Raw genomic sequence first — 18,089 nt, 5'->3', positions numbered from 1 at the left:
GCCATGTTCGATCTGCGCCGTCTCCGTCTGCTGCACGAACTGTCGATCCGCGGAACCCTCGCCGCCGTCGCCGAGGCCCTCTCCTACAGCCCCTCGACGATCTCGCAGCAGCTCTCGCTCCTCGAGAAGGAGGCCGGTGTCCCGCTGCTCGAGCCCGACGGCCGCCGCCTCCGCCTCACCGCGCAGGGCGCGGCCCTCGCCGCCCATGCCGCGCGCATGCTTGCGGCCGACGAAGCCGCCCGCGCGGAGCTCGAACGCCTCCGCCCGTCCCTCGCGCCCGTGCGCGTCGCCGTCATGCAGTCCGCCGCCCACGGTCTGCTCCCCCGCACCCTCGACGCCCTCGCCGAGAGCGAGCCGGGGATGCGCATCGAGGTCGCCGAGCTCGCTCCCGAGGAGGGCCTGTTCGAGGTGGCCGCGCGCGGCTTCGACCTCGCCGTCGCCGAGCAGTACCCCGGCCACACGCGCGAGCACCGCGACGGCATCGAGCGGAGCCTGCTGGGGCGGGATGCCATCCGCCTGGCCGTCTCTCGCGACGATCCCGCGCGGCGGCTCGACGACCTGCGCGACCGCTCCTGGGTGATGGAGCCGGTGGGCACCGCCGCCCGGCAGTGGGCGACCCAGCAGTGCCGAGCCGCCGGGTTCGAGCCCGACGTGCGGTTCGAGATGGCCGACCTGACCGCGCACGTGCGGCTCGTGGCATCCGGTCACGCCGTCGGCATGATCCCCGACCTCGTCTTCGCCGGCGACGCCCCGGCGGTGCGGCTGGTCGACCTGCCGGGCGAGCCGCGCCGCGAGGTGTTCACGGCCGTCCGGCGCGGAACGGCCGACCGCCCCGGCGTACGCGCGGTGCGCGCGGCACTGCAGGTGGCGTACGACCGGGGCGGTCGGTGAGGATCAGCGGGTCAGCGCGATCTCATTCGGGGTGACGTCGAGCGTCGCACTCTTCACGACCTCGCCCGAGGTGAGATCGACCGCGTGCACGGCGTTCTTCGCCGGCTCGGTCACGTAGGCGATATCGCCCGACACCTTGATGGCGGGGTGGGCGTCCTGCCACTCGACGGGACCCTCCCACGCGTCGATGACGGGGAACGCGTCGGTGAAGACGCCCTTCTCGAGATCGAACACGTGGATCGCACCGTCCGAGGCGAGGATGTAGCCGAGGTCTCCGGGACCCCGTGCCAGGTCGCGGAAGGTGTACTCGGCGCCCTCCGGCATGTCGACGACCTTCTGCGTCTTGGCGTCGGTGTCGATCACCGCGACGCGGTGCAGCAGGTAGCCTTCTGCATCCCGGTCGTCCTTGTAGTCGCCGAGCACGAGGGAGCTGGTGTCGGTGACGAAGATGTTGCCCATGCGACCGTAGGGCTGGTCGGGAGCGTCGACCTTGGTGATCCCGCCGTCGGCGTAGATCAGGGCGCCGTTCTCGCAGCCGAAGACGACGACCTCGTCCTTCGCGGTCCCCTCGCCGTGCACGCCCGGGCAGGTGGCGTTCTCGGCGACCGTGGCACCCGAGGGGTCCTTCACGACGATGCCCGTGCGACCGTTGGCGTTGCCGACGGTCGTGACGAACGAGCCGTCCTCGAGCACGATCGACACACCGTGGTGCGCCTCGACACCGGGGATGGTCTCGACCTCGGGAAGCGCATCCGTGGATGCCAGAAGGGCATCGGTGTCGAAGATCGTGGAGTCGCTCGTGCCGTCGGCGTAGAGCACCGTCGTGCCGCCGTGCGTCACGACGTGGCCGGGCTTGGATGCCGGGAACACGAGGTCGGTGAGCTCGGGCTCGGTGGCCGAGGTCCCGGCATCCAGTACCTGGAAGCCCTCACTCGTGGTGACCATGACGTGGCGGCCGTCGCCCGCGGGGTTCAGGCGCGTGAACTCCTCGGAGGCGACGTCCGCGAGGGTCTCGAGGCTCTCGCCGTCGAGCACGACGATGCCACCGGCGTACGACAGGGCGACGCGAGTACCGGTGTCGGCCGGGGCACTCGACGCGGGCGCGGCGGAGCCGGCACCCCCGGCGCACGCCGTGAGTCCGACGGCCGCACCGACCGCGAGCGCGAGCAGGCCCGCGCGGCGGAGGGGACCCGCGCGGAAGGAAGAACTGCGCATGTGATTTCTCTTTCTTTTCGGGAGGGGCCGTCGCTCAGGGCGACAGACCGCGGGCGATGCGCTCCGTGTTGACGCGCATCATGGTCAGGTAGTCGGGGGCGCCCCCGTCGACGGCGGTGAGCGACTCGGTGAAGAGCTCGATCACGTCGACATCGCGATCGGCCTCGTCGGCGAGCGCCTGGACGAGCCGATCGGGCGATGACGACTCCGCGAAGATCGTGGGAACGCCGGTGTCGTCGATCGCCGCCACGAGGTCGGCGAGGTCGCTCGCGCTCGGCGCGGCCAGGGTGGTGCCGCCGGGGATCACCGCCCCCACCACGCGGAAGCCGAAGCGGTCGGCGAGATAGCCGAACACGTGGTGATTGGTGACGAGGGCGCGTCGCTCGGCCGGGATCGCGGCGAACGCGGCGGTCATCTCGGCATCCAGGTCCTCGAGGTCGGCGCGGTACGCGGCGGCCTGGTCGGCGACGGCGGCGCCCCCGAAGTCGGCGAGCACCGGGGTGAGCGCGTCGACGACCGCGATCATGCGCGCCGGGTCGGTCCAGAAGTGAGGATCGTCGGCACCGCCGGCGTCGGTCGAGGTGTACGGCAACACCGGTACGGCGTCGCCCGCGACGAAGGTGCGCACCCCCTCGGACGCCGCGGCGTCGAGGTGCTGCTGGAGCCCCTCCTCGAGCCCCAGGCCGTTGGCCACGAGGAGGTCGGCCGAGCGCATGCGCGCGGCCTCCGCCGCCGAGATCTCGAACGAGTGCGGGTCGGCGCCGGGACGCATGAGCGTCACGACCTCGACATCGTCGCCGACGAGGTGCGAGACGACGTCGCCGAGGATGTTCGTCGTCACGACCACGAGCGGACGATCGGATCCCTCACTCCCCGCACACCCGGTCAGCAGGAGCAGCGCGCCGGTCAGGGCGGCGGCCAGAAGCTTGTTCATGTCAGCGTCCCGTCTCGGCGAAGAACAGCGGGGAGCGCTCGGGGGCGAACTCCCGGGCGACGCGCGCCCCGTCGGCGAAGTCGATCTCCCACAGCCGGTTCTCGGCCGGGCCGTTGAGGTAGGCGCGCTGCTGGTCGGCGACCAGGTTCACCGGAAGCCCCGCGGCGAGACTGGCTGCGACGAGCGGGACGGATGCCGCGCGCTCCGCGCCCGTCTCCCCGTCCAGCACCCGCACGCTGCCGTCGGCCGTGAGCACGAGCACGTTCGCATCTCTGTCGTCGACCGCGACGGCCTGCAGGACCGGCTGGGCCGTCGGCAGAAGCGTCCATGTCCGCTCGCGGGTGTCCAGCAGCCACACGCCCGCGCCCTCGGCGACGCCCGCGACCGTGGGTCGGCCCTCGCGGTTGGCGAACGCGGTCGCGCGCGGAGCGGTCGACCCCGCGGGGTAAGGGATGCGCTCGACGACGGGCTGCTCGTCTTCGACCGCGATGAGGAGGGCACTGTCTTGGCATCCGATGACCGCGCCCACGCGGGTGGCGATCGTGCCGGCGGGACTCGGGCACGCGGTCGGATCGCCGACGCGTGTGCCGTCCGCGGCGTGAAGCGTGACCTCGTCGCCCGCGGCCACCGCGGCGAACGACCCGGCGGGCACGACCAGTCCGGGTCCGGGGTCGACGGTCAACCGGAACGTCTCGGCGATCTCGCCCTTCGACAGCGCTTCGGTGTCGAGGAGCACGGCCTCCCCCGACCCGGGGAAGAACAGACCCGTTCCGCCGGTCGTCGAGGAGTTCGAGGTGGCGACGGTCGCGACTCCCTCCCCCGCGACATCGCCGAGGATCCGCGCCTCGGCGCGGTAGTAGTGGAAGTGGTCGACGTGATCCCAGGTCCAGACGCCGCTGTCGACGATCGAGACCCCGGCGTCGTCGGCCGAGAAGAGATAGCGCCCGTCGGAGTGCACCGCGACGGGAGCGCGGACGGCGCCGAGATCGGCCGTCGTCTCGTCGAGCAGATCGAGGTGCGACACGCGCCCGTCCCCGTCGATCGAGGTGAGGCCGAGCGCGGGCTCGGCGAGCTCCGCTGCGCCGTCGATGTCGCCGTGGGTGTCGCGCGAGGGCTCGGACGCGGGAGCCGTCGGGGCCGCGCACCCGGTGAGCGCGACGAGCAGGAGGGCGGTGGGAAGGAACAGACGGGGGGAAGAGCGGTGGAGCATGGGGGCTTTCTGCGTCAGACGGGAACAGGAACGGCCGAGACGACCCGGCGCCGGAGCGGCGAGAGGACGGAGCGCAGCGCGCCGGAGACCCCGGCGGCGATGGCGGTGGCGGCGATGGTCGCGCCGGCCGCGGTGGCGGCGTGCCACGAGACCACCAGTCCCACGAAGACCGCGGCGACACCGATCACCGCGGCGAGCGCCATCGTGGTCGGGATGCGGTGGGTCCACGGACGAGCGGCGACCGCGGGAGCGACGAGCAGACCGACGACCAGGAGCGACCCCACCGCTTGATACGAGGCGACGACCGCGAGCGTGACGAGCCCGATGAGCGCGGTCTGCGCGAGCCGGGGACGCAGACCGAGCACCCGCGCGACCCGCTCGTCGACGGCGAGTGCGACGAGGTGGCGATGCGCGGCGACCGCCGTCACCACCCCGAGCGCGACGGCGACCGCGAGCACGACGAGGTCGTCGACCCCGATGGCGAGGATGTCGCCGAAGAGGATGGCGGTGGCATCCGTCGCGAAGCTCCCGGCGTGCGAGATGACGATCACGCCGAGCGCGAGCATGCCGACGAACAGCAGACCGATGCTCGTGTCGTACGACAGGCGTCCGCGGCGCTGCAGCGCCCCGATGCCGAGGCTCATCACCACCGCGCTCGCGGCGGCGCCGAAGAGGACGGGCACCCCCAGCACGGTCGCGAGGGCGACGCCGGGCAGCATCCCGTGCGCGAGAGCCTCACCGAGGAAGGCCATCCCGCGCACGATCACCCAGGTCCCGGCGATGCCGCACAGGATCGCCACGAGCGAGCCGCCCCAGAACGCGCGCTGCACGAACTCGAACGAGAACGGATCGGTGAGGAAGGACACGAGGCACGACCGTAGCGTTGATGAGAACGATTCTCAAACTCATAGGATGGATGCCATGACCCCCCTCTCCGCGTCGCTCCGCGGCATCCGCGTCGAGTTCTCCGGCGTTCGCGCCGTCGACGACGTCGATCTCGACATCACCGCGGGAGCCCTCACCGCGATCGTCGGCCCGAACGGCGCAGGGAAATCGACCCTCCTCGAAGTGCTCGCCGGCGCGCGACGGCCGACCGCGGGCGAGGTCGACCCGCGAGGACGCACCCGCGCCTTCGTTCCTCAGCGCGCCGCGATCTCGGACCGCCTGCCACTCACCGTTCGGGAGATGGTCGCCGTGGGCACGTGGGGAGGCGCCTCCTCCCGCCGCCGTCCGTTAACCACGAGACGAGCGGCCGTCGACGACGCGATGGCGCGACTCGACATCGCGCCGCTCGCGCGGCATCCCTTCTCCTCCCTCTCGGGCGGTCAGCGGCAACGAGCACTGCTCGCGCAGGGGCTCGCGTCCGGCGCCGATCTTCTCCTCCTCGACGAGCCGACCACGGGACTCGACACCCACAGCGGCGCACTCATTCGCACAGCGATCACGGACGAGACGCGACGCGGGACGAGCGTGGTCTGCGTGAGCCACGACGAGGCGCTCATCGCCTGCGCGACACACCTCGTCCACCTCGAGGGCGGTCGCGTCAGATCCGCGCCTGCGCCCGCGCGGTGACGCGGCGGAGCAGGTCGGCGAAGCCGTTGAACGCCTCGGACGACTCCGCGCGGATGGCGGCGTGCACCTCGGTGTCGAAACGCCCGAGCGCCGACCACGGCTCGGCGTCCAGATCGACTTCGAGGAAGATGTGGTTCACCCGACGGTCCTCGACGTCGAGCTCCCGGCGCAGCACACCCCGGCCGACCAGCCGATCCACCAGCGTGGTGACACCGGCCGAGGTGACATCCAGGTGTTCTCGAAGCAGGGACGGACGGATGCCGGGATGAGCGCCGATACTGCGGATCGCACGCGCCTCGAGCTCGCTGACGCTCAGTGATTTCCGGGCCGCCACCAGGGCATCTTGCCCCGCTTCCACGTACTCGGCGAGGGCTTCGATGAGGGCGGATGACGCATCGGACATGGTCGATCTCCCTTGCGGCCCCGGCTGGCCTCTCTTCGAGCATAGCCAGATCGCTGAACGTTTCATGAATTTATTTAAATTCGTGAATTACCTGCTAAGTTAGCAGTCAGCCCCGCCCAACGACCCAGAGAAGGAGATCGCCATGGCAAAGCTCTACTACGGATCCGACACTGCGCCCGTCACCCTGCCGGACCGCCTGCTCGGTTACATCAAGGTCATCACGGCCACCAAGCTCCGACGCGGAGAGTCCTTCACCCTCACATGGTCGGGAGCCGACGACGAGACCGGCCGCTCGACGATCTGGCTCCAGCCGTCGATCCCGCTTCGCTTCGTCTTCGACTCCCCCGAGCCCGAGCAGCTCAGCGGCGACTACCTGCGCGCTCTCGCCGACCAGTCCAACTCCGCGACAGGCCTCAACGTCGACGTGCGCACGTGGGAAGCCGCCGAGGAGGCCGCCCGCACGCCGGCGCGAACCTCCGCGTCGGCCTCGCCGGCGCGAACCTCGACGCGCCCCGTCCGCGCCGCCTGATAGCACACCGCACGCCAGACCCGTTCCGACCGTCATAATGACGGTGGGAGCGGGTCTTCTCGTTCTCTCGCGAGAAATGAGATGCCCGTGCCGGTCCGGAAACTGCTCGACAAAGAGACACTCGATGAGTGGCTCGCGGAGTTCCTCGCGCGCGGCTATCTGACCGGCAGCGAGATCCGCGTCCTCGAGCAGGACGACGACCAGGACCCCGACGCGGGACTGATCGTCGTCGACCTCAGCCGCGCCAACACCATCAGCTACCTGCAGCCGGTCACGGGCGGCGAGGGCACGTGGAAGGTCACGATGGAGCCGCGCGAGGCGGTGATCGAGCTCGGGGCCGCCGACCTCGTCAACCTCGGGCACGAGGTGACCGTCCTCGGGTCGCTCCTGTGCTTCCTCGAGTCGAAGTCCCGAATCCTCCTCGAACAGGCGCGCTGAGCCGGCCGGGCCTCGCCCCGCGATCGGCACCGGCACGACCGACGCCCCCATCGATCCACAGCCCGTCACGCGCGATGTCGCGCGCCCTCGCCGACACGGAACATCGCACCCGCGGCGGCCGCCCCCCTGCCCGCCATCGCGCCGTGCCGGCGAGGACGCCGCCACGTCAGTAGCCGGTCGACCCCACGGAAAGGGCAGCGAGCGACGTGGCGAAGAAGATGACCGCCAGGACGAGCGTCACGGAGCCGACGATGATGCCCGCGAGAGCGGGAGTGTTCTTGTAGCCGGCGTCCTTCGACTGCTTCAAGGCGACGATCGAGATGATCAGGCCGACGAGACTCGCGAAGAACGACACGATCAAGCCGACGATCCCCAGAGTTCGCCCGGGGAAATCTCCCGACGGGGCGGGCTGCGAAACGCGCGTGGTCGGGGAGGGGGAAGTGGTCACAGTGAATTCCTTTCTGGCGACTGCCGGATGCGATGACCCTCACGCGCCCGAGGAGACGCGGGGATGCCACGGACGCAGTGCAGCGTCCGGAGCGTGAAGAGGCTATCGTAATTGTCGCCAGGACAATCAACCCTCTGCCAGAGGGACCTCGGAGGAAGGGAGCCTCGTGACGATCGCCCTACGAACGCGGATCCCACGGTCGGGGCGACACACTCCACGGCGCGCCCGAGAAGCGTCGGATCTCGCCCCCCACGCGGCGGTCGAGGTCGAGGACCAGGCGAACGAAGAGGTCGTTGAAGACGACGCGCTCCTCCTCGGTCCATTCCGCGGTCGCATCGGCGTAGTCGGTCTCCGCCGCGGCGATGATTCGTTCTGCCACCTCGCGGCCGGTGGGCGTGAGCGCGACCCTGGTCTCGCGCCCGTCGTCGGGGTTGACCATGCGTCCCACCAACTCGACCTCCTCGAGGCGGCGCAGGACCTTGCTGAGGTTCGAGCGCCCGGTCCGCGTCGCGTTGGCCAATTCGGTCGGCCGGGCCGCGCCCTGATAGGCGAGCTGGCTGACGACGAGGAACGCGAGCATGTCGTCGGGAACGGGGAAGGCGCTTCGCCGGATCAGCTCCTCCCGGCGGGATGTCGACGTCGCCCAGGTGATGAAGGCCTGCATCGCTCCGCGGGCATTGAGCCCGTCCGCGCTGACGACCGGGGCAAGGGTCTCGGCGTTCGCTTCGAGGATGAGGGCGGTATGGGGGCGACGCGGCATGGCCCCATCCTCCCTCGCCCGGTCATCCGCCGCGCGTTCGGGACCGACGAGACGCGCGAGGCGGCCACATGACGCTCCGCGCTCAGCGGGGGACGCAGCTCTCCTCCCCTGCCCCCAGCGGCCGAACGCGGGGCGCGCTCTCCGCCCTCGCCGCCGAGATCCTCTGGGGCGTGCTCCCGCTGTACTTCGTCCTCCTCGCGCCGACCGGGCCGTTCGAGCTCGTCGCGTGGCGCATCGCGCTCGCGTTCGCGTTCTGCGCGCTCCTGCTCACGATGACGCGCACGTGGCGGAAGGTCGTCGAGGTGCTTCGCCGACCCCGCCTTCGCGGCCTCACCGTCGCCGCGGGAGTGCTCATCTACGCGAACTGGCAGACGTACGTCATCGCGACGCTGACAGGTCAGGTGATCGAGGCGAGCCTGGGGTACTTCATCAGCCCTCTCATGACGGTGCTGCTCGGGGTGATCGTGCTGCGCGAACGCCTCCGCGTGCTCCCCTGGATCGCGATCGGCATCGCGGGCGTCGCCGTCGCCGTGATCGTCGCGGGCTACGGTCGCGTCCCGTGGCTGGCGTTGATCCTCGCTGCCACGTTCGCCCTCTACGGGCTCGTGAAGACGAAAATCGGCCCGGCCGTCGACGCGGTGAGCGGGCTCACGCTCGAATCCCTCTGGCTCCTCCCCGTCGCCGTAGTCCAGTTGATCATCGTCGGCACCACGAGCGGCCTGACCCTCGGCCACGCCGGGCTCGCTCACACCGTGCTTCTGCTCCTCGCGGGGGCGGTCACCGCGGTCCCCCTGCTGCTGTTCGCCGCCGGCGCGCGGCGCGTACCCCTCACGGTGATCGGTCTGCTGCAGTTCGTCACACCGCTCCTCCAGTTCGCCATCGGCGTGTGGGTTCTCGGGGAGCCGATGACCGCCGAGAGATGGATCGGCTTCGCGCTCGTGTGGGCGAGCCTCGCGCTGTTGACTCTGGACTCGGTGCTCACCGCGAAGAAAGGACGTCCGGATGCCACGGCCCACCGCTGAGATCGAGTCGGGGACCCTCGTCGGAGAGGCGAGCGACGGCGTCGAGCGCTACCTCGGCATTCCTTACGCCGAGGCCCCGTTCGGGAAGCGCCGATTCACCCTCCCCGTACCGGCCTCTGCGTGGAGCGGCGTGCGCGACGCGACCGCCTTCGGTCCCACGTCTCCCCAGTCGCCGTATACAGGGCTGACGGGCACCTACCTCGCGTCGACGATCATTCCGGGAGACGACATCCTCACGGTCAACGTCTGGCGTCCGGAGGAGGCGCAGGGGGCCGCCGTCATGCTGTGGTTCCACGGCGGCGCGTTCGAGCGCGGAACCGCCGCGCTGAGCACCTACGACGGTTTCCCGTTCGCACGCGACGGCGTCGTCTTCGTCTCGGCGAACTACCGGCTCGGGGCCGAGGGCTTCTCGGTACTGCCCGACGCGCCGCGCAACCTCGGCGTCGCCGATGCCGCCGAGGCCCTCCGCTGGACTCACCGCAATGCCCATCGCTTCGGAGGCGACCCCTCCCGCATCACCGTCTTCGGCGAATCCGCCGGCGGGGCGATGGTCGCGGCACTCCTCGCTCGCGACGACCTCCGCCCCCTGATCGCCGGAGCGATCATCCAGTCGGGGCCTCTCGACGCGGAGACGCCTCGGCGCGCCGCCCGTCCGACGCGCGATATCGCCCGAGCCCTCGGCATCCCGCCCACCGCCGCCGCTCTGCGGGAGGTCTCACCGGAGAGGCTGGTCGAGACGCGCGATCGGCTGGTCGCGGGGGGAACGTTCCTCCGCGGGGCTCCGGGGTTCGCCGCCAGCGTCGATCCCGCCTCGCTCCCCACGTCGCCGCGGCGCGCGCTCCGCACGGCGGAGGTGCCCGTGGTCATCGGCACGACGACCGACGAGTACCGCCTGTTCCTCTCCGCCGACGCGCTCGCGCGACTGAACGGTCGCGCGTACGCGCTCCTCGCGATGGCGAAACGCCTCCCGCGCGGAACCTGGGGCGCGTACCGACGCGCCTTTCCGCACGCGAGCGACGGGGAGGTCATCGGCCAGATCCTCACCGATCACCTCCTGCGGGCACCCGCGGTGGAGATCGCGACAGCGCGGACGGCGCCGACCTTCGTGTACGAATTCGCGTGGCCGAGCCCCCTCCCCGAGCTGGGCGCGGCGCACGCGCTCGACATCGCGTTCGCCTTCGACGCGCTCGACGACCCCGCGGCACAGCGCATGACGGGCACGGATGCGCCGCGAGAGCTCGCCGATAACATGCACGCCGACTGGGTCCGCTTCGCGAAGACGGGCGACCCCGGCTGGTCGGCCTTCGACCGAGCGGGTCGCATCCGGCGGTACGACGCGGTGACCGAGGACGTGCCCCTGCCGCGTGCCGAGGCTCTCGCGTCGCTGAGGCGCTGAGAACAGAACAGCATCGCGGTCATGGAAAGCCGCATCGAGAACGCGGTCGCTCAGCTTTGACGCGAAGATTCGGAAACCAGAACGTCCCGCGACATAAACCTCATGTCGCGGGACGTCACGCTGGTGGCGAGTGAGGGATTCGAACCCCCGAATGCAATGCAGTCTGATTTACAGTCAGATCCCTTTGGCCGCTTGGGTAACTCGCCGAGTGCGCACCCGCCCGGCTTTGGCAGTCGACCGGAGGCGCGATAGACCACTCTACTATCCCGGAAGGGATGCCTCCAACCACCCTGGGCATCCCCATGCCGGGTGCCTACCGCGCGATGTCGGCGACCTCGCGCACGCGATCGACGAACTCCTCGGTCCGCCGCTTCGTGCCGTCGATCTTGCGATCCACGCTGGCGCGGATCTCGCTCGGGGCGAGGGGCGCGGCAAGGCGGACGGTCTCGTGGCACGACAGGTCGGCGCACATGTACGTGCCGACCGTGTCGCCCTGCTCCCCCGCCGCCCCGGCCTTCCGCGCGGTGAACAGCGACACCTGGTCCCCGGGCTGCATCGTGTGGCACAGATTGCACATCGCCGACCGCGCGCGCGACTGCCCCTCGGCCGCGCGCAGCACCACGCCGGTGGGCTCGCCGTCGCGCTCGGCGATGACGTATCCGCGCCCACGGGTCCGCGGGTCGCGCCACGCGAAGAAGTCGAGGTGGTCCCAATCCGTCAGCACGAAGTCGTGGGGCATCGCGATGACACGCAGTTCGTCGGGGGTGGCGTTGATGAACGCGTCCCGGACCTCGTTCTCGGTGAGTGCTCGCATGGCATCCGAGTTTACGAGCGCATCGGTAGGCTGCGGCGATGACGCCGTTCTCGCTGCGCACCGCACGCCTGGTCCTGAATCAGCCCACGCTCGCCGATGTCGACGACATCGCCCGGTACTGCGCCGACCCGGTCTTCGAGCACTACATGACCACCCCGTGGCCGTACACTCGCGACGACGCGGTCGGATTCATCGAGGGGTACGTCGCCGACGGCTGGGCCGAGGACCGTGAGTGGACCTGGGCGATCCGGGATTCGGATGCCGGCCCCCTGCGCGGCGTGATCGGCGTCCGCGTCCCGTGGGGCATGGTCGGCTACTGGCTCGGGGCCGAGCACCGTGGTCGCGGCCTGATGCCCGAGGCCCTCGACGCCGTCATCGACGCCACCTTCGCGCGCACGGCCATCGACGAGGTGCTCTGGGAGTGCGTCCTCGGCAACGTCGCGTCGATGCGCGTGGCCCAGAAGAGCGGCTTCCGCTACACGGGCGTGCAACCGGGGCAGGTACGCGGACGCGACGGCGGGCAGTCGGCATCCTGGACCGGCGCGCTCGGGCGCGACGACGACCGCTCCCCGAAGCCCGGCTGGCCGGACGCGCAGGACGCGGTCGGACACGCAGCGCCGCACGCGCCCTAGCCGCCGGGGCAGTCGCAGGGGCTGCCGCTGTAACAGGCGCAGTATCCGCGATCCGGGGTGCCCTCGGGTATGCGTGGTTCTCATCGTCGTCGGGCACAAGTCCCCGAGGCCTGATTTTCCGCGGTTGTAAACTGGTGGGATGGCAAGCGACAGCTCATTCGACATCGTCTCGAAAATCGATCGACAGGAAGCCGACAACGCCCTGAACCAGGCTCACAAAGAAGTTGAGCAGCGGTACGACTTCAAAGGCACCGACGCGTCGATCGCCTGGAGCGGCGAGTCGATCGTCATCAAAGCGAACTCCGAAGAGCGCGCGAACGCGGTGCTCGATGTCTTCCAGACCAAGCTCATCAAGCGCGGCATCTCGCTGAAGAGCCTCGAGAGCGGCGAGCCGGTGCAGAGCGGCAAGGAGTACCGCATCACCTCCACACTCAAGGAAGGCATCTCGCAGGAGATCGCGAAGAAGATCGGCAAGATCATCCGCGACGAGGGCCCCAAGGGCGTGAAGTCGCAGATCCAGGGCGACGAACTGCGCGTCCAGTCGAAGTCGCGCGACGACCTGCAAGAGGTTCAGCGCCTGCTGAAGGCCGCCGACCTCGACGTGGATCTGCAGTTCACGAACTACCGGTAAGAAGTCGCGCTGACCCGGGCTTTTCGCCCATAGCCCGCGGACAGTCCGCAAGAGCGGCGATGGAGACCATGAGGTCCGCGGTCGCCGCTCGCGTTGTTCCCTCCGCGGACGGCCACAGGTGGGCGTACGTGTTCAGCGTGAACGACGACTGCAGCCGCGGCGGATGCCACGTCGCATCTCGTGCCCGCGAGCAGCGAGGTCGGCAGGTGAGTGTGCCGAGGAGCAGCGGGCTCAGACGAGTGCGTCCGTGCGTTCCTGCAGGTACGCGCACAGCCGCCCCGCGGCCGTGACTTCCTCTCCGAGACCGATGAGATCGAGTGACGTGCCCGTCAGCTCGTCGGTGCGCTCGGTGAGGGTGGCCGCCCACTTGCCGTTCGCGTTGAGTTGGAGGTAAACGGCTGCGGGCGCGTACTTCAGATAGACAAGAACGATCCCCGGGCCCTCCTGCGTAGGATCGCCGTGCGCGACCACTCGAGCCGGCGTGGCAGCGATGTGCTCGTCGTAGTGATGAACCCACGACGTCATATCGGCGAGAGTCGGCCTGTCTCGCGGGGTCATGCCTCCATGGTAGTTGGACGCGGTGCAGCATGCGCAGCGGGGCCGACCAGTCGGCCACCAGAAGCCGTCAGCTCGCCGCCGCCGGGTACTGCCCGATTCGGCGACTCGCGCGGGGGCACGGAGCCGCTCGGTCTAGCCGTGTTTCGCCAGGAAGAGGCTGAGCGAGATCTCCCGCGTATCGGACCAGCCGCGGCGAGCGCGGACGAGAGTGAAACCCTCGCCGCGAAGCGCCTCCGCGTGGTCGGCGGTGAGAGCCTGCCGATCGATCTTCTCCCACCCGCCCGGCATTCGGTACGCGTGGGTGACAGTGCGTGGGCGAGACATCGGTGCTCCTGAACGGTCAGATCGTGCGGGGAGCGCTGCGTCGTCGAAGCGAGTAAGGGATCCACCGTACGGCGGAGCATGGCCGATGTCTGTCCCCCTTTCGGCGGGAAAGGGCCACCGGCGTACGATTCACGCATCATCACTGACCGGTTCCGCAAAGGGGATGCCATGGCCGTCCGCGTCGATCTGAACATCTCGCTCGACGGAGTCGCGGCGCCCGCCGACCCGACGCCCGAGAATCCGATGGGCGAGGACTGGGGCCGGCTCGTCGAGGACTACATGGCGACGCGGACGTTCCGCGCCCGCGTCTTCGGCGACACCTCGGGCGCCGGCACCACCGGGGTCGACGACCGCTACGCCGCGGCGTACTTCCAGGGCATCGGCGCTGAGGTGATGGGCGCGGCGATGTTCGGACTCCACTCGTTCCCCGACGATCCCGACTGGCGTGGCTGGTGGGGAGACGAGCCGCCGTTCCGCGTTCCCGTCCTCGTTCTGACCCACCGGGAGCGCGCACCGATCACGTTCGACAACGGGACGCGGTTCGAGTTCACGTCAGACGACATCACGGATGCCGTGGCCCGAGCTCGCGAACTCGCCGGTGATGCGGATGTCCGGATCGGCGGCGGGCTGTCCACCGTTCGGTCCGCGCTCGAGGCCGATCTCGTCGACCGCCTGCACGTCGCCGTCCGCCCGGTGATCCTCGGACAGGGAGACCGCCTGTGGGACGGCCTGCGCGGCCTCGACCAGCGCTACGCCGTGACGTCGGAGGTCGCCGAGAGCGGCGTCATCCACGTCACCTACGCCCGTTAGAACGGGGCGTCGGACGTCAGCACCCGCGTCACGCGGATGACGAGCAGACCGAGCGACGTCACGAGCATGAGCGTCGACACGATCTCGGCGGCGAGCACGACCCACCGGAGCGTCCCGGGGCGGAGCACTCCCCTGATGGCGAAGAACACCGCCGCTCCCGCGCACGCGATCATGATCAGGTAGTCGATCACCCCGCCGGTCAGGGTGAAGAACGCCACGACCGACAGAACCGCCAGCACCAGCGCCACGACGTGGAGCGTCCGCGCGTCGGAGGGGCGAGGGGCGTCCGGCATCCCCCGAGCCTATCGACCCACTCGTGCGACACCGCGCGTAGCCTGAGTGTCATGCGTCAGCGCACTCCCGATCCGCGCCGGTGCCCCACGTGCGGAGATCCGCTGTCGTTCGAGATCCTCGACGACGAACGCTTCCTCGTCGCGTGGTCGTGTGTGAACTGCGGACTGATCCGCACGACCGAGCCGGTGTGAACCGCGCGGTCAGTTGATGATCTCGGCTCTCTCGTCGCGCATCTCGGTCAGGCGTCGCCGCCACGCCTCGAGAGCCTCGGGGGTCAAGCGGGTCCAGTCGTCGCGCTCGGCGACGATCCGCAACGGTGCGGCGCTGCGGAATGACCGCGTCGGGTTGCCGGGAAACTTCTTGTCGGTGACGTTCGGGTCGTCCTCGAACTCTCCCGTCGGCTCGACCTCGTACACGCGCGGGGGTCCGTCCCCCGGAATGATCTCGGCGGCCAGCCCCGCCCCGTCGAGACGCGAGGTGAAGTACACGTGATTCATCACGATCTCGGGCCGATAGTTCGATCGGAAGCCCGGGGTCAGCAGGTCACCGACCCGCAGGGCGGCTTTCGTTCCGTGGAAGAAGGGACCGGCATCCAGGATCTCGCTCACCACGCGATTCTCAGCACCGGAGGCGCCGTGCGCAACCATCAGCGCGCGAGGACCGCGAGAACGGCGTCGGCGATCGCTCGGTGTCCCGCGTCGTTGGGGTGGAAGTCGTCCCCCGGTCCGGCGAAGGTGTCCCGGCCGTCCGGACCGTGCAGCTCGGGCAGGGCGAACAGCCCCGCGAGCGAGACGTATCGTCCGGCGTTCGCCGCGCAGACACGCGCGATCGTCTCGTCGTAGGCCGCACCGTCGGCGGTCCAGGTGCCGAGGCAGACGAGGGCAGCGTCCGGCGACGACGTCCGGATCCGCCCCAGCAGATCGCCGTACTGCGCTTCGAAGTCCGCGAGCGGGGTCGGGATGCCGACATCGTTGGTCCCCAGCTCGATCACAGCCAGATCGAGGTCGGGCGGGACCTCGGTGACACCCGCGACCGTCGAGAGGGTTTGATGCGCGCGCGACACCGTCGTCGGCGTGACACGCCCCAATGCTCCCGTGACGAGGGACGAGAAGCCCTGCGCCTCGGTGGAGGCGAAGAATCCGGCCGCGAGCGAGTCACCCGTGACGAGCACGCGCGCGTTGCCCTTCGCGTCGCGCGGGATCCGCAACAGCCCCGAGGTCGACGTGGACGGTGTTGGGGACGGCGTGGGCGTCATCGACGGCGAGGGACGCGGCGACGAGGTGCGCGTGGGAGTCGCGGACGGTGCCGTCGCGGATGCGGAGGGCATGGCATCCGGTGTCGCCCCGTGCGAGAGCACGAGGGACGCGGCGACGACCGCGGCGACGCCGACGAGCGACGCCGCGATGGTCCACGCGCGCCGGGTCATCCCCGGAGCGTGTCGTCGCGCCACTCCACCGGGGTGACCTCCCCGCGCACCGCGGCCTCCTCGCGTTGACGCAGTTCGACGCGGCGGATTTTGCCCGAGATCGTCTTCGGCAGTTCGAGGAACTCGACGCGGCGCAGCCGCTGGAACGGGGCGAGCTTCTCGCGGGCGTAGCGGAGGATGTCGATCGCGACCTCTTCGCCGGCCTCGAAGCCCGCGGCGAGCACGACATAGGCCTTGGGCACCGAGAGACGCAGGTCGTCGGGGGCGGGAACGACGGCCGCCTCGACCACGGCGGGGTGTTCGATGAGCACGCTCTCGAGTTCGAACGGGCTGATCTTGTAGTCCGAGGACTTGAAGACGTCGTCAGTCCGCCCGATGTACGTGATCGTCCCGAGGTCGTCGCGGCGCGCCACATCACCCGTGTGGAACAGCCCGTTCGCGGTGGACTCGGCGTTGCGCTCGGGATCGCCGACGTACCCGGTCATGAGGTTGAGCGGTCGCACCGACAGGTCGAGGCAGATCTCGCCCTCGTCGGCCGACTCTCCGGTCACGGGATCGATCAACACGACGGGGCAACCGGGCAACGGGCGCCCCATCGACCCGGGGACGAGCTGGGCACCCGGGGTGTTGGCGACGACGGCGGTCATCTCGGTCTGACCGTAGCCGTCGCGGATATCGAGTCCCCACGCGCGCTGCACGGTCGCGATGACCTCGGGGTTGAGCGGCTCCCCCGCCGAGACGACCTCGCGCAGCGCCCCCCGCCGCCCGGTGAGGTCGGCCTGGATCAGCATGCGCCACACCGTCGGCGGAGCGCAGAACGTCGTGACCCGGTCGCGCTCGAGCTCGTCGAGCAGACGCTCGGCCGAGAAGCGAGAGTAGTTGAAGGCGAGCACGGTGGCCCCGGCGATCCACGGCGCGAAGAAGAGACTCCACGCGTGCTTCGCCCACCCCGGCGAACTGATGGCGAGGTGCACGTCGCCGGGTTGGAGACCTAGCCAATACATCGTCGAGAGGTGTCCCACGGGATACGACGCGTGCGTGTGCTCGACGAGCTTCGGCTTCGACGTGGTCCCCGACGTGAAGTAGAGCAGCAGGCGGTCGTCGGCGACGGTCCCCGGGTGCCGCGCGGGGTCCGCCTCGGCGAGGAACGCGTCGTCGTACGCGGCCCATCCCGCGTGCTGACCGCCCACCACGATGCGGCCCAGACCTTCGGGCAGGTCGTCGAACTTCTCGGCATCCGAGGCTCCGACGATGACGTGCCGGATCTCGGCCCGCTCGATCCGATCGGCGAGGTCGCCGGCGCCGAGAGCGGTCGTCGTCGGCGCGATCACGCCGCCGAGCTTCATGATGCCGAGCATCGCCTCCCACAGCTCGACCTGGTTGCCGAGCATGAGCAGCACCGCGTCTCCGCGACGGACGCCTCGGGATGCCAACCACGCGGCCACCTGATCCGATCGGCGGGCGAGCTCATCGAAGGTGCGCTGGTGGTGGGTGCCGTCATCGTCGACGACGATCAGAGCCGGAGTGTCGTTGCCGCGCGCCATCGGGTCGAACCAGTCGATCGCCCAGTTGAAGGGTCCCTCGAACCGTGGCCAGGTGAACGCCGCCGCGCGGTCGGGGTCGGTCCTGGCCGCGAGGAGTTCGTCGCGGGCGGCGCGGTAGCGCTCGGTGGCCGAGGCGGCGGTGGGGGTCATGGGGCTCCTTCGATCAGGCGTGTATGTGCCCAACAGCACGACGCTACCTGCTCACGCCTTGCTAACGACCCTAGAGAACGAGGCTCTG

Annotated in this window: 24 protein-coding genes and 1 tRNA gene; 10 read left to right on the top strand and 15 right to left on the bottom strand. The window is 70.1% G+C overall.

All coding sequences use genetic code 11. The features are described from left to right. Window positions 1–3 precede the first annotated feature (3 nt). Window positions 4–891: a LysR family transcriptional regulator gene (locus ACMW4R_RS16085; RefSeq protein WP_058596890.1), complete on the top strand. Its 888-nt coding sequence runs from the start codon at window positions 4–6 to the stop codon at window positions 889–891. Between the two features lie 3 nt (window positions 892–894). Here the strand turns inward: ACMW4R_RS16085 and aztD are convergent, their stop codons facing one another. From aztD to aztB, 4 genes are read right to left on the bottom strand one after another with little or no spacing between them, the layout of a single operon-like run. Further along, entirely contained in the window at window positions 895–2,106 is a 1,212-nt protein-coding gene (gene aztD / locus ACMW4R_RS16080) for a zinc metallochaperone AztD (RefSeq protein WP_058613550.1), read from the bottom strand. A gap of 34 nt (window positions 2,107–2,140) precedes the next feature. Next, window positions 2,141–3,040, bottom strand: coding sequence for a zinc ABC transporter substrate-binding protein AztC (aztC, locus tag ACMW4R_RS16075; protein WP_418300401.1), 900 nt, complete (start codon window positions 3,038–3,040; stop codon window positions 2,141–2,143). Between the two features lies 1 nt (window position 3,041). Beyond that, on the bottom strand, window positions 3,042–4,250 hold the full coding sequence (locus tag ACMW4R_RS16070; RefSeq protein ID WP_418300400.1) for an ABC transporter: 1,209 nt from the start codon (window positions 4,248–4,250) through the stop codon (window positions 3,042–3,044). A gap of 14 nt (window positions 4,251–4,264) precedes the next feature. Further along, entirely contained in the window at window positions 4,265–5,116 is an 852-nt protein-coding gene (gene aztB, locus ACMW4R_RS16065; RefSeq protein WP_418300399.1) for a zinc ABC transporter permease AztB, read from the bottom strand. Window positions 5,117–5,171: 55 nt separating this feature from the next. On the opposite strand from aztB, the gene aztA reads away from it, so the two are divergent. After that, complete coding sequence (aztA, locus tag ACMW4R_RS16060) at window positions 5,172–5,822, top strand: zinc ABC transporter ATP-binding protein AztA (protein ID WP_418300398.1); 651 nt, start codon at window positions 5,172–5,174, stop codon at window positions 5,820–5,822. Here the strand turns inward: aztA and ACMW4R_RS16055 are convergent. Beyond that, window positions 5,794–6,225 carry a MarR family winged helix-turn-helix transcriptional regulator gene (locus ACMW4R_RS16055; protein ID WP_058626849.1) on the bottom strand — a complete coding sequence of 144 codons (432 nt, stop codon included), beginning with the start codon at window positions 6,223–6,225 and terminating at the stop codon, window positions 5,794–5,796. The two genes, aztA and ACMW4R_RS16055, sit on opposite strands and share 29 nt — an antisense overlap. Window positions 6,226–6,367: 142 nt before the next feature. Between ACMW4R_RS16055 and ACMW4R_RS16050 the strand changes: the two genes are divergently transcribed. After that, window positions 6,368–6,754, top strand: coding sequence for a hypothetical protein (locus ACMW4R_RS16050; RefSeq protein WP_058613555.1), 387 nt, complete (start codon window positions 6,368–6,370; stop codon window positions 6,752–6,754). Window positions 6,755–6,841: 87 nt separating this feature from the next. After that, window positions 6,842–7,192: a hypothetical protein gene (locus ACMW4R_RS16045; RefSeq protein WP_058596882.1), complete on the top strand. Its 351-nt coding sequence runs from the start codon at window positions 6,842–6,844 to the stop codon at window positions 7,190–7,192. 166 nt (window positions 7,193–7,358) lie between these two features. On the opposite strand, the gene ACMW4R_RS16040 is transcribed toward ACMW4R_RS16045, so the two are convergent. Beyond that, window positions 7,359–7,640, bottom strand: coding sequence for a DUF4190 domain-containing protein (locus tag ACMW4R_RS16040; RefSeq protein WP_153003343.1), 282 nt, complete (start codon window positions 7,638–7,640; stop codon window positions 7,359–7,361). Between the two features lie 178 nt (window positions 7,641–7,818). Then, window positions 7,819–8,400, bottom strand: a complete 582-nt coding sequence (locus ACMW4R_RS16035) for a MarR family winged helix-turn-helix transcriptional regulator (RefSeq protein ID WP_418300397.1) — start codon at window positions 8,398–8,400, stop codon at window positions 7,819–7,821. A 68-nt stretch (window positions 8,401–8,468) separates the two neighbouring features. Between ACMW4R_RS16035 and rarD the strand changes: the two genes are divergently transcribed. Together rarD and ACMW4R_RS16025 are read left to right on the top strand one after the other, a co-directional pair. Next, window positions 8,469–9,422, top strand: coding sequence for an EamA family transporter RarD (gene rarD, locus ACMW4R_RS16030; RefSeq protein WP_058626846.1), 954 nt, complete (start codon window positions 8,469–8,471; stop codon window positions 9,420–9,422). Further along, on the top strand, window positions 9,403–10,818 hold the full coding sequence (locus ACMW4R_RS16025) for a carboxylesterase/lipase family protein (protein WP_418300396.1): 1,416 nt from the start codon (window positions 9,403–9,405) through the stop codon (window positions 10,816–10,818). The genes rarD and ACMW4R_RS16025 overlap by 20 nt, the downstream gene beginning before the upstream one ends. Before the next feature lie 121 nt (window positions 10,819–10,939). Here the strand turns inward: ACMW4R_RS16025 and ACMW4R_RS16020 are convergent. Together ACMW4R_RS16020 and ACMW4R_RS16015 are read right to left on the bottom strand one after the other, a co-directional pair. Then, window positions 10,940–11,024: transfer RNA gene (locus ACMW4R_RS16020), tRNA-Tyr, on the bottom strand. Between the two features lie 107 nt (window positions 11,025–11,131). Next, window positions 11,132–11,632 (bottom strand): FBP domain-containing protein, encoded by a 501-nt coding sequence (locus tag ACMW4R_RS16015; RefSeq protein WP_418300395.1) that lies wholly within the window; start codon window positions 11,630–11,632, stop codon window positions 11,132–11,134. Between the two features lie 38 nt (window positions 11,633–11,670). Between ACMW4R_RS16015 and ACMW4R_RS16010 the strand changes: the two genes are divergently transcribed. Both ACMW4R_RS16010 and ACMW4R_RS16005 read left to right on the top strand, forming a co-directional pair. Continuing rightward, entirely contained in the window at window positions 11,671–12,264 is a 594-nt protein-coding gene (locus ACMW4R_RS16010; RefSeq protein WP_418300394.1) for a GNAT family N-acetyltransferase, read from the top strand. A 139-nt stretch (window positions 12,265–12,403) separates the two neighbouring features. Continuing rightward, window positions 12,404–12,895 carry a YajQ family cyclic di-GMP-binding protein gene (locus ACMW4R_RS16005; RefSeq protein ID WP_013585459.1) on the top strand — a complete coding sequence of 164 codons (492 nt, stop codon included), beginning with the start codon at window positions 12,404–12,406 and terminating at the stop codon, window positions 12,893–12,895. 231 nt (window positions 12,896–13,126) lie between these two features. Here the strand turns inward: ACMW4R_RS16005 and ACMW4R_RS16000 are convergent, their stop codons facing one another. Continuing rightward, window positions 13,127–13,453, bottom strand: a complete 327-nt coding sequence (locus ACMW4R_RS16000) for a hypothetical protein (RefSeq protein ID WP_153003342.1) — start codon at window positions 13,451–13,453, stop codon at window positions 13,127–13,129. Between the two features lie 132 nt (window positions 13,454–13,585). After that, window positions 13,586–13,777, bottom strand: coding sequence for an alternative tryptophan synthase beta-subunit (locus ACMW4R_RS15995; protein WP_081317381.1), 192 nt, complete (start codon window positions 13,775–13,777; stop codon window positions 13,586–13,588). A 168-nt stretch (window positions 13,778–13,945) separates the two neighbouring features. Here ACMW4R_RS15995 and ACMW4R_RS15990 point away from each other — a divergent pair, with 168 nt between their 5' ends. After that, window positions 13,946–14,587, top strand: a complete 642-nt coding sequence (locus tag ACMW4R_RS15990) for a dihydrofolate reductase family protein (protein WP_418300393.1) — start codon at window positions 13,946–13,948, stop codon at window positions 14,585–14,587. On the opposite strand, the gene ACMW4R_RS15985 is transcribed toward ACMW4R_RS15990, so the two are convergent. Then, entirely contained in the window at window positions 14,584–14,880 is a 297-nt protein-coding gene (locus ACMW4R_RS15985; protein ID WP_418300392.1) for a hypothetical protein, read from the bottom strand. The genes ACMW4R_RS15990 and ACMW4R_RS15985 overlap by 4 nt on opposite strands. Window positions 14,881–14,931: 51 nt before the next feature. Between ACMW4R_RS15985 and ACMW4R_RS15980 the strand changes: the two genes are divergently transcribed. Beyond that, window positions 14,932–15,072, top strand: coding sequence for a hypothetical protein (locus tag ACMW4R_RS15980; protein ID WP_167539374.1), 141 nt, complete (start codon window positions 14,932–14,934; stop codon window positions 15,070–15,072). Window positions 15,073–15,081: 9 nt separating this feature from the next. Here ACMW4R_RS15980 and arr read toward each other — a convergent pair whose 3' ends face one another. The 3 genes from arr to ACMW4R_RS15965 are packed head-to-tail and all read right to left on the bottom strand — an operon-like array spanning window position 15,082 to window position 18,001. Next, window positions 15,082–15,528, bottom strand: coding sequence for an NAD(+)--rifampin ADP-ribosyltransferase (gene arr / locus ACMW4R_RS15975; RefSeq protein ID WP_418300391.1), 447 nt, complete (start codon window positions 15,526–15,528; stop codon window positions 15,082–15,084). Further along, the gene (locus tag ACMW4R_RS15970) at window positions 15,528–16,307 is read right to left on the bottom strand and encodes an SGNH/GDSL hydrolase family protein (protein ID WP_418300390.1); all 780 of its coding nucleotides are present in this window, start codon (window positions 16,305–16,307) and stop codon (window positions 15,528–15,530) included. Before ACMW4R_RS15970 ends, arr begins: the two co-directional genes overlap by 1 nt. Beyond that, window positions 16,304–18,001 carry an AMP-binding protein gene (locus ACMW4R_RS15965; RefSeq protein WP_418300389.1) on the bottom strand — a complete coding sequence of 566 codons (1,698 nt, stop codon included), beginning with the start codon at window positions 17,999–18,001 and terminating at the stop codon, window positions 16,304–16,306. The genes ACMW4R_RS15970 and ACMW4R_RS15965 overlap by 4 nt, the downstream gene beginning before the upstream one ends. Between the last annotated feature and the right edge of the window lie 88 nt (window positions 18,002–18,089).

Origin of the sequence: Microbacterium sp. S1037 (genome assembly GCF_048381605.1) — a bacterium.
In the GTDB taxonomy this organism is placed as follows: Bacteria; Actinomycetota; Actinomycetes; order Actinomycetales; family Microbacteriaceae; genus Microbacterium; species Microbacterium testaceum_B.
The sequence above is the reverse complement of the archived record's forward strand: the minus strand, read 5'-3'. Positions and strand labels throughout refer to the sequence as shown.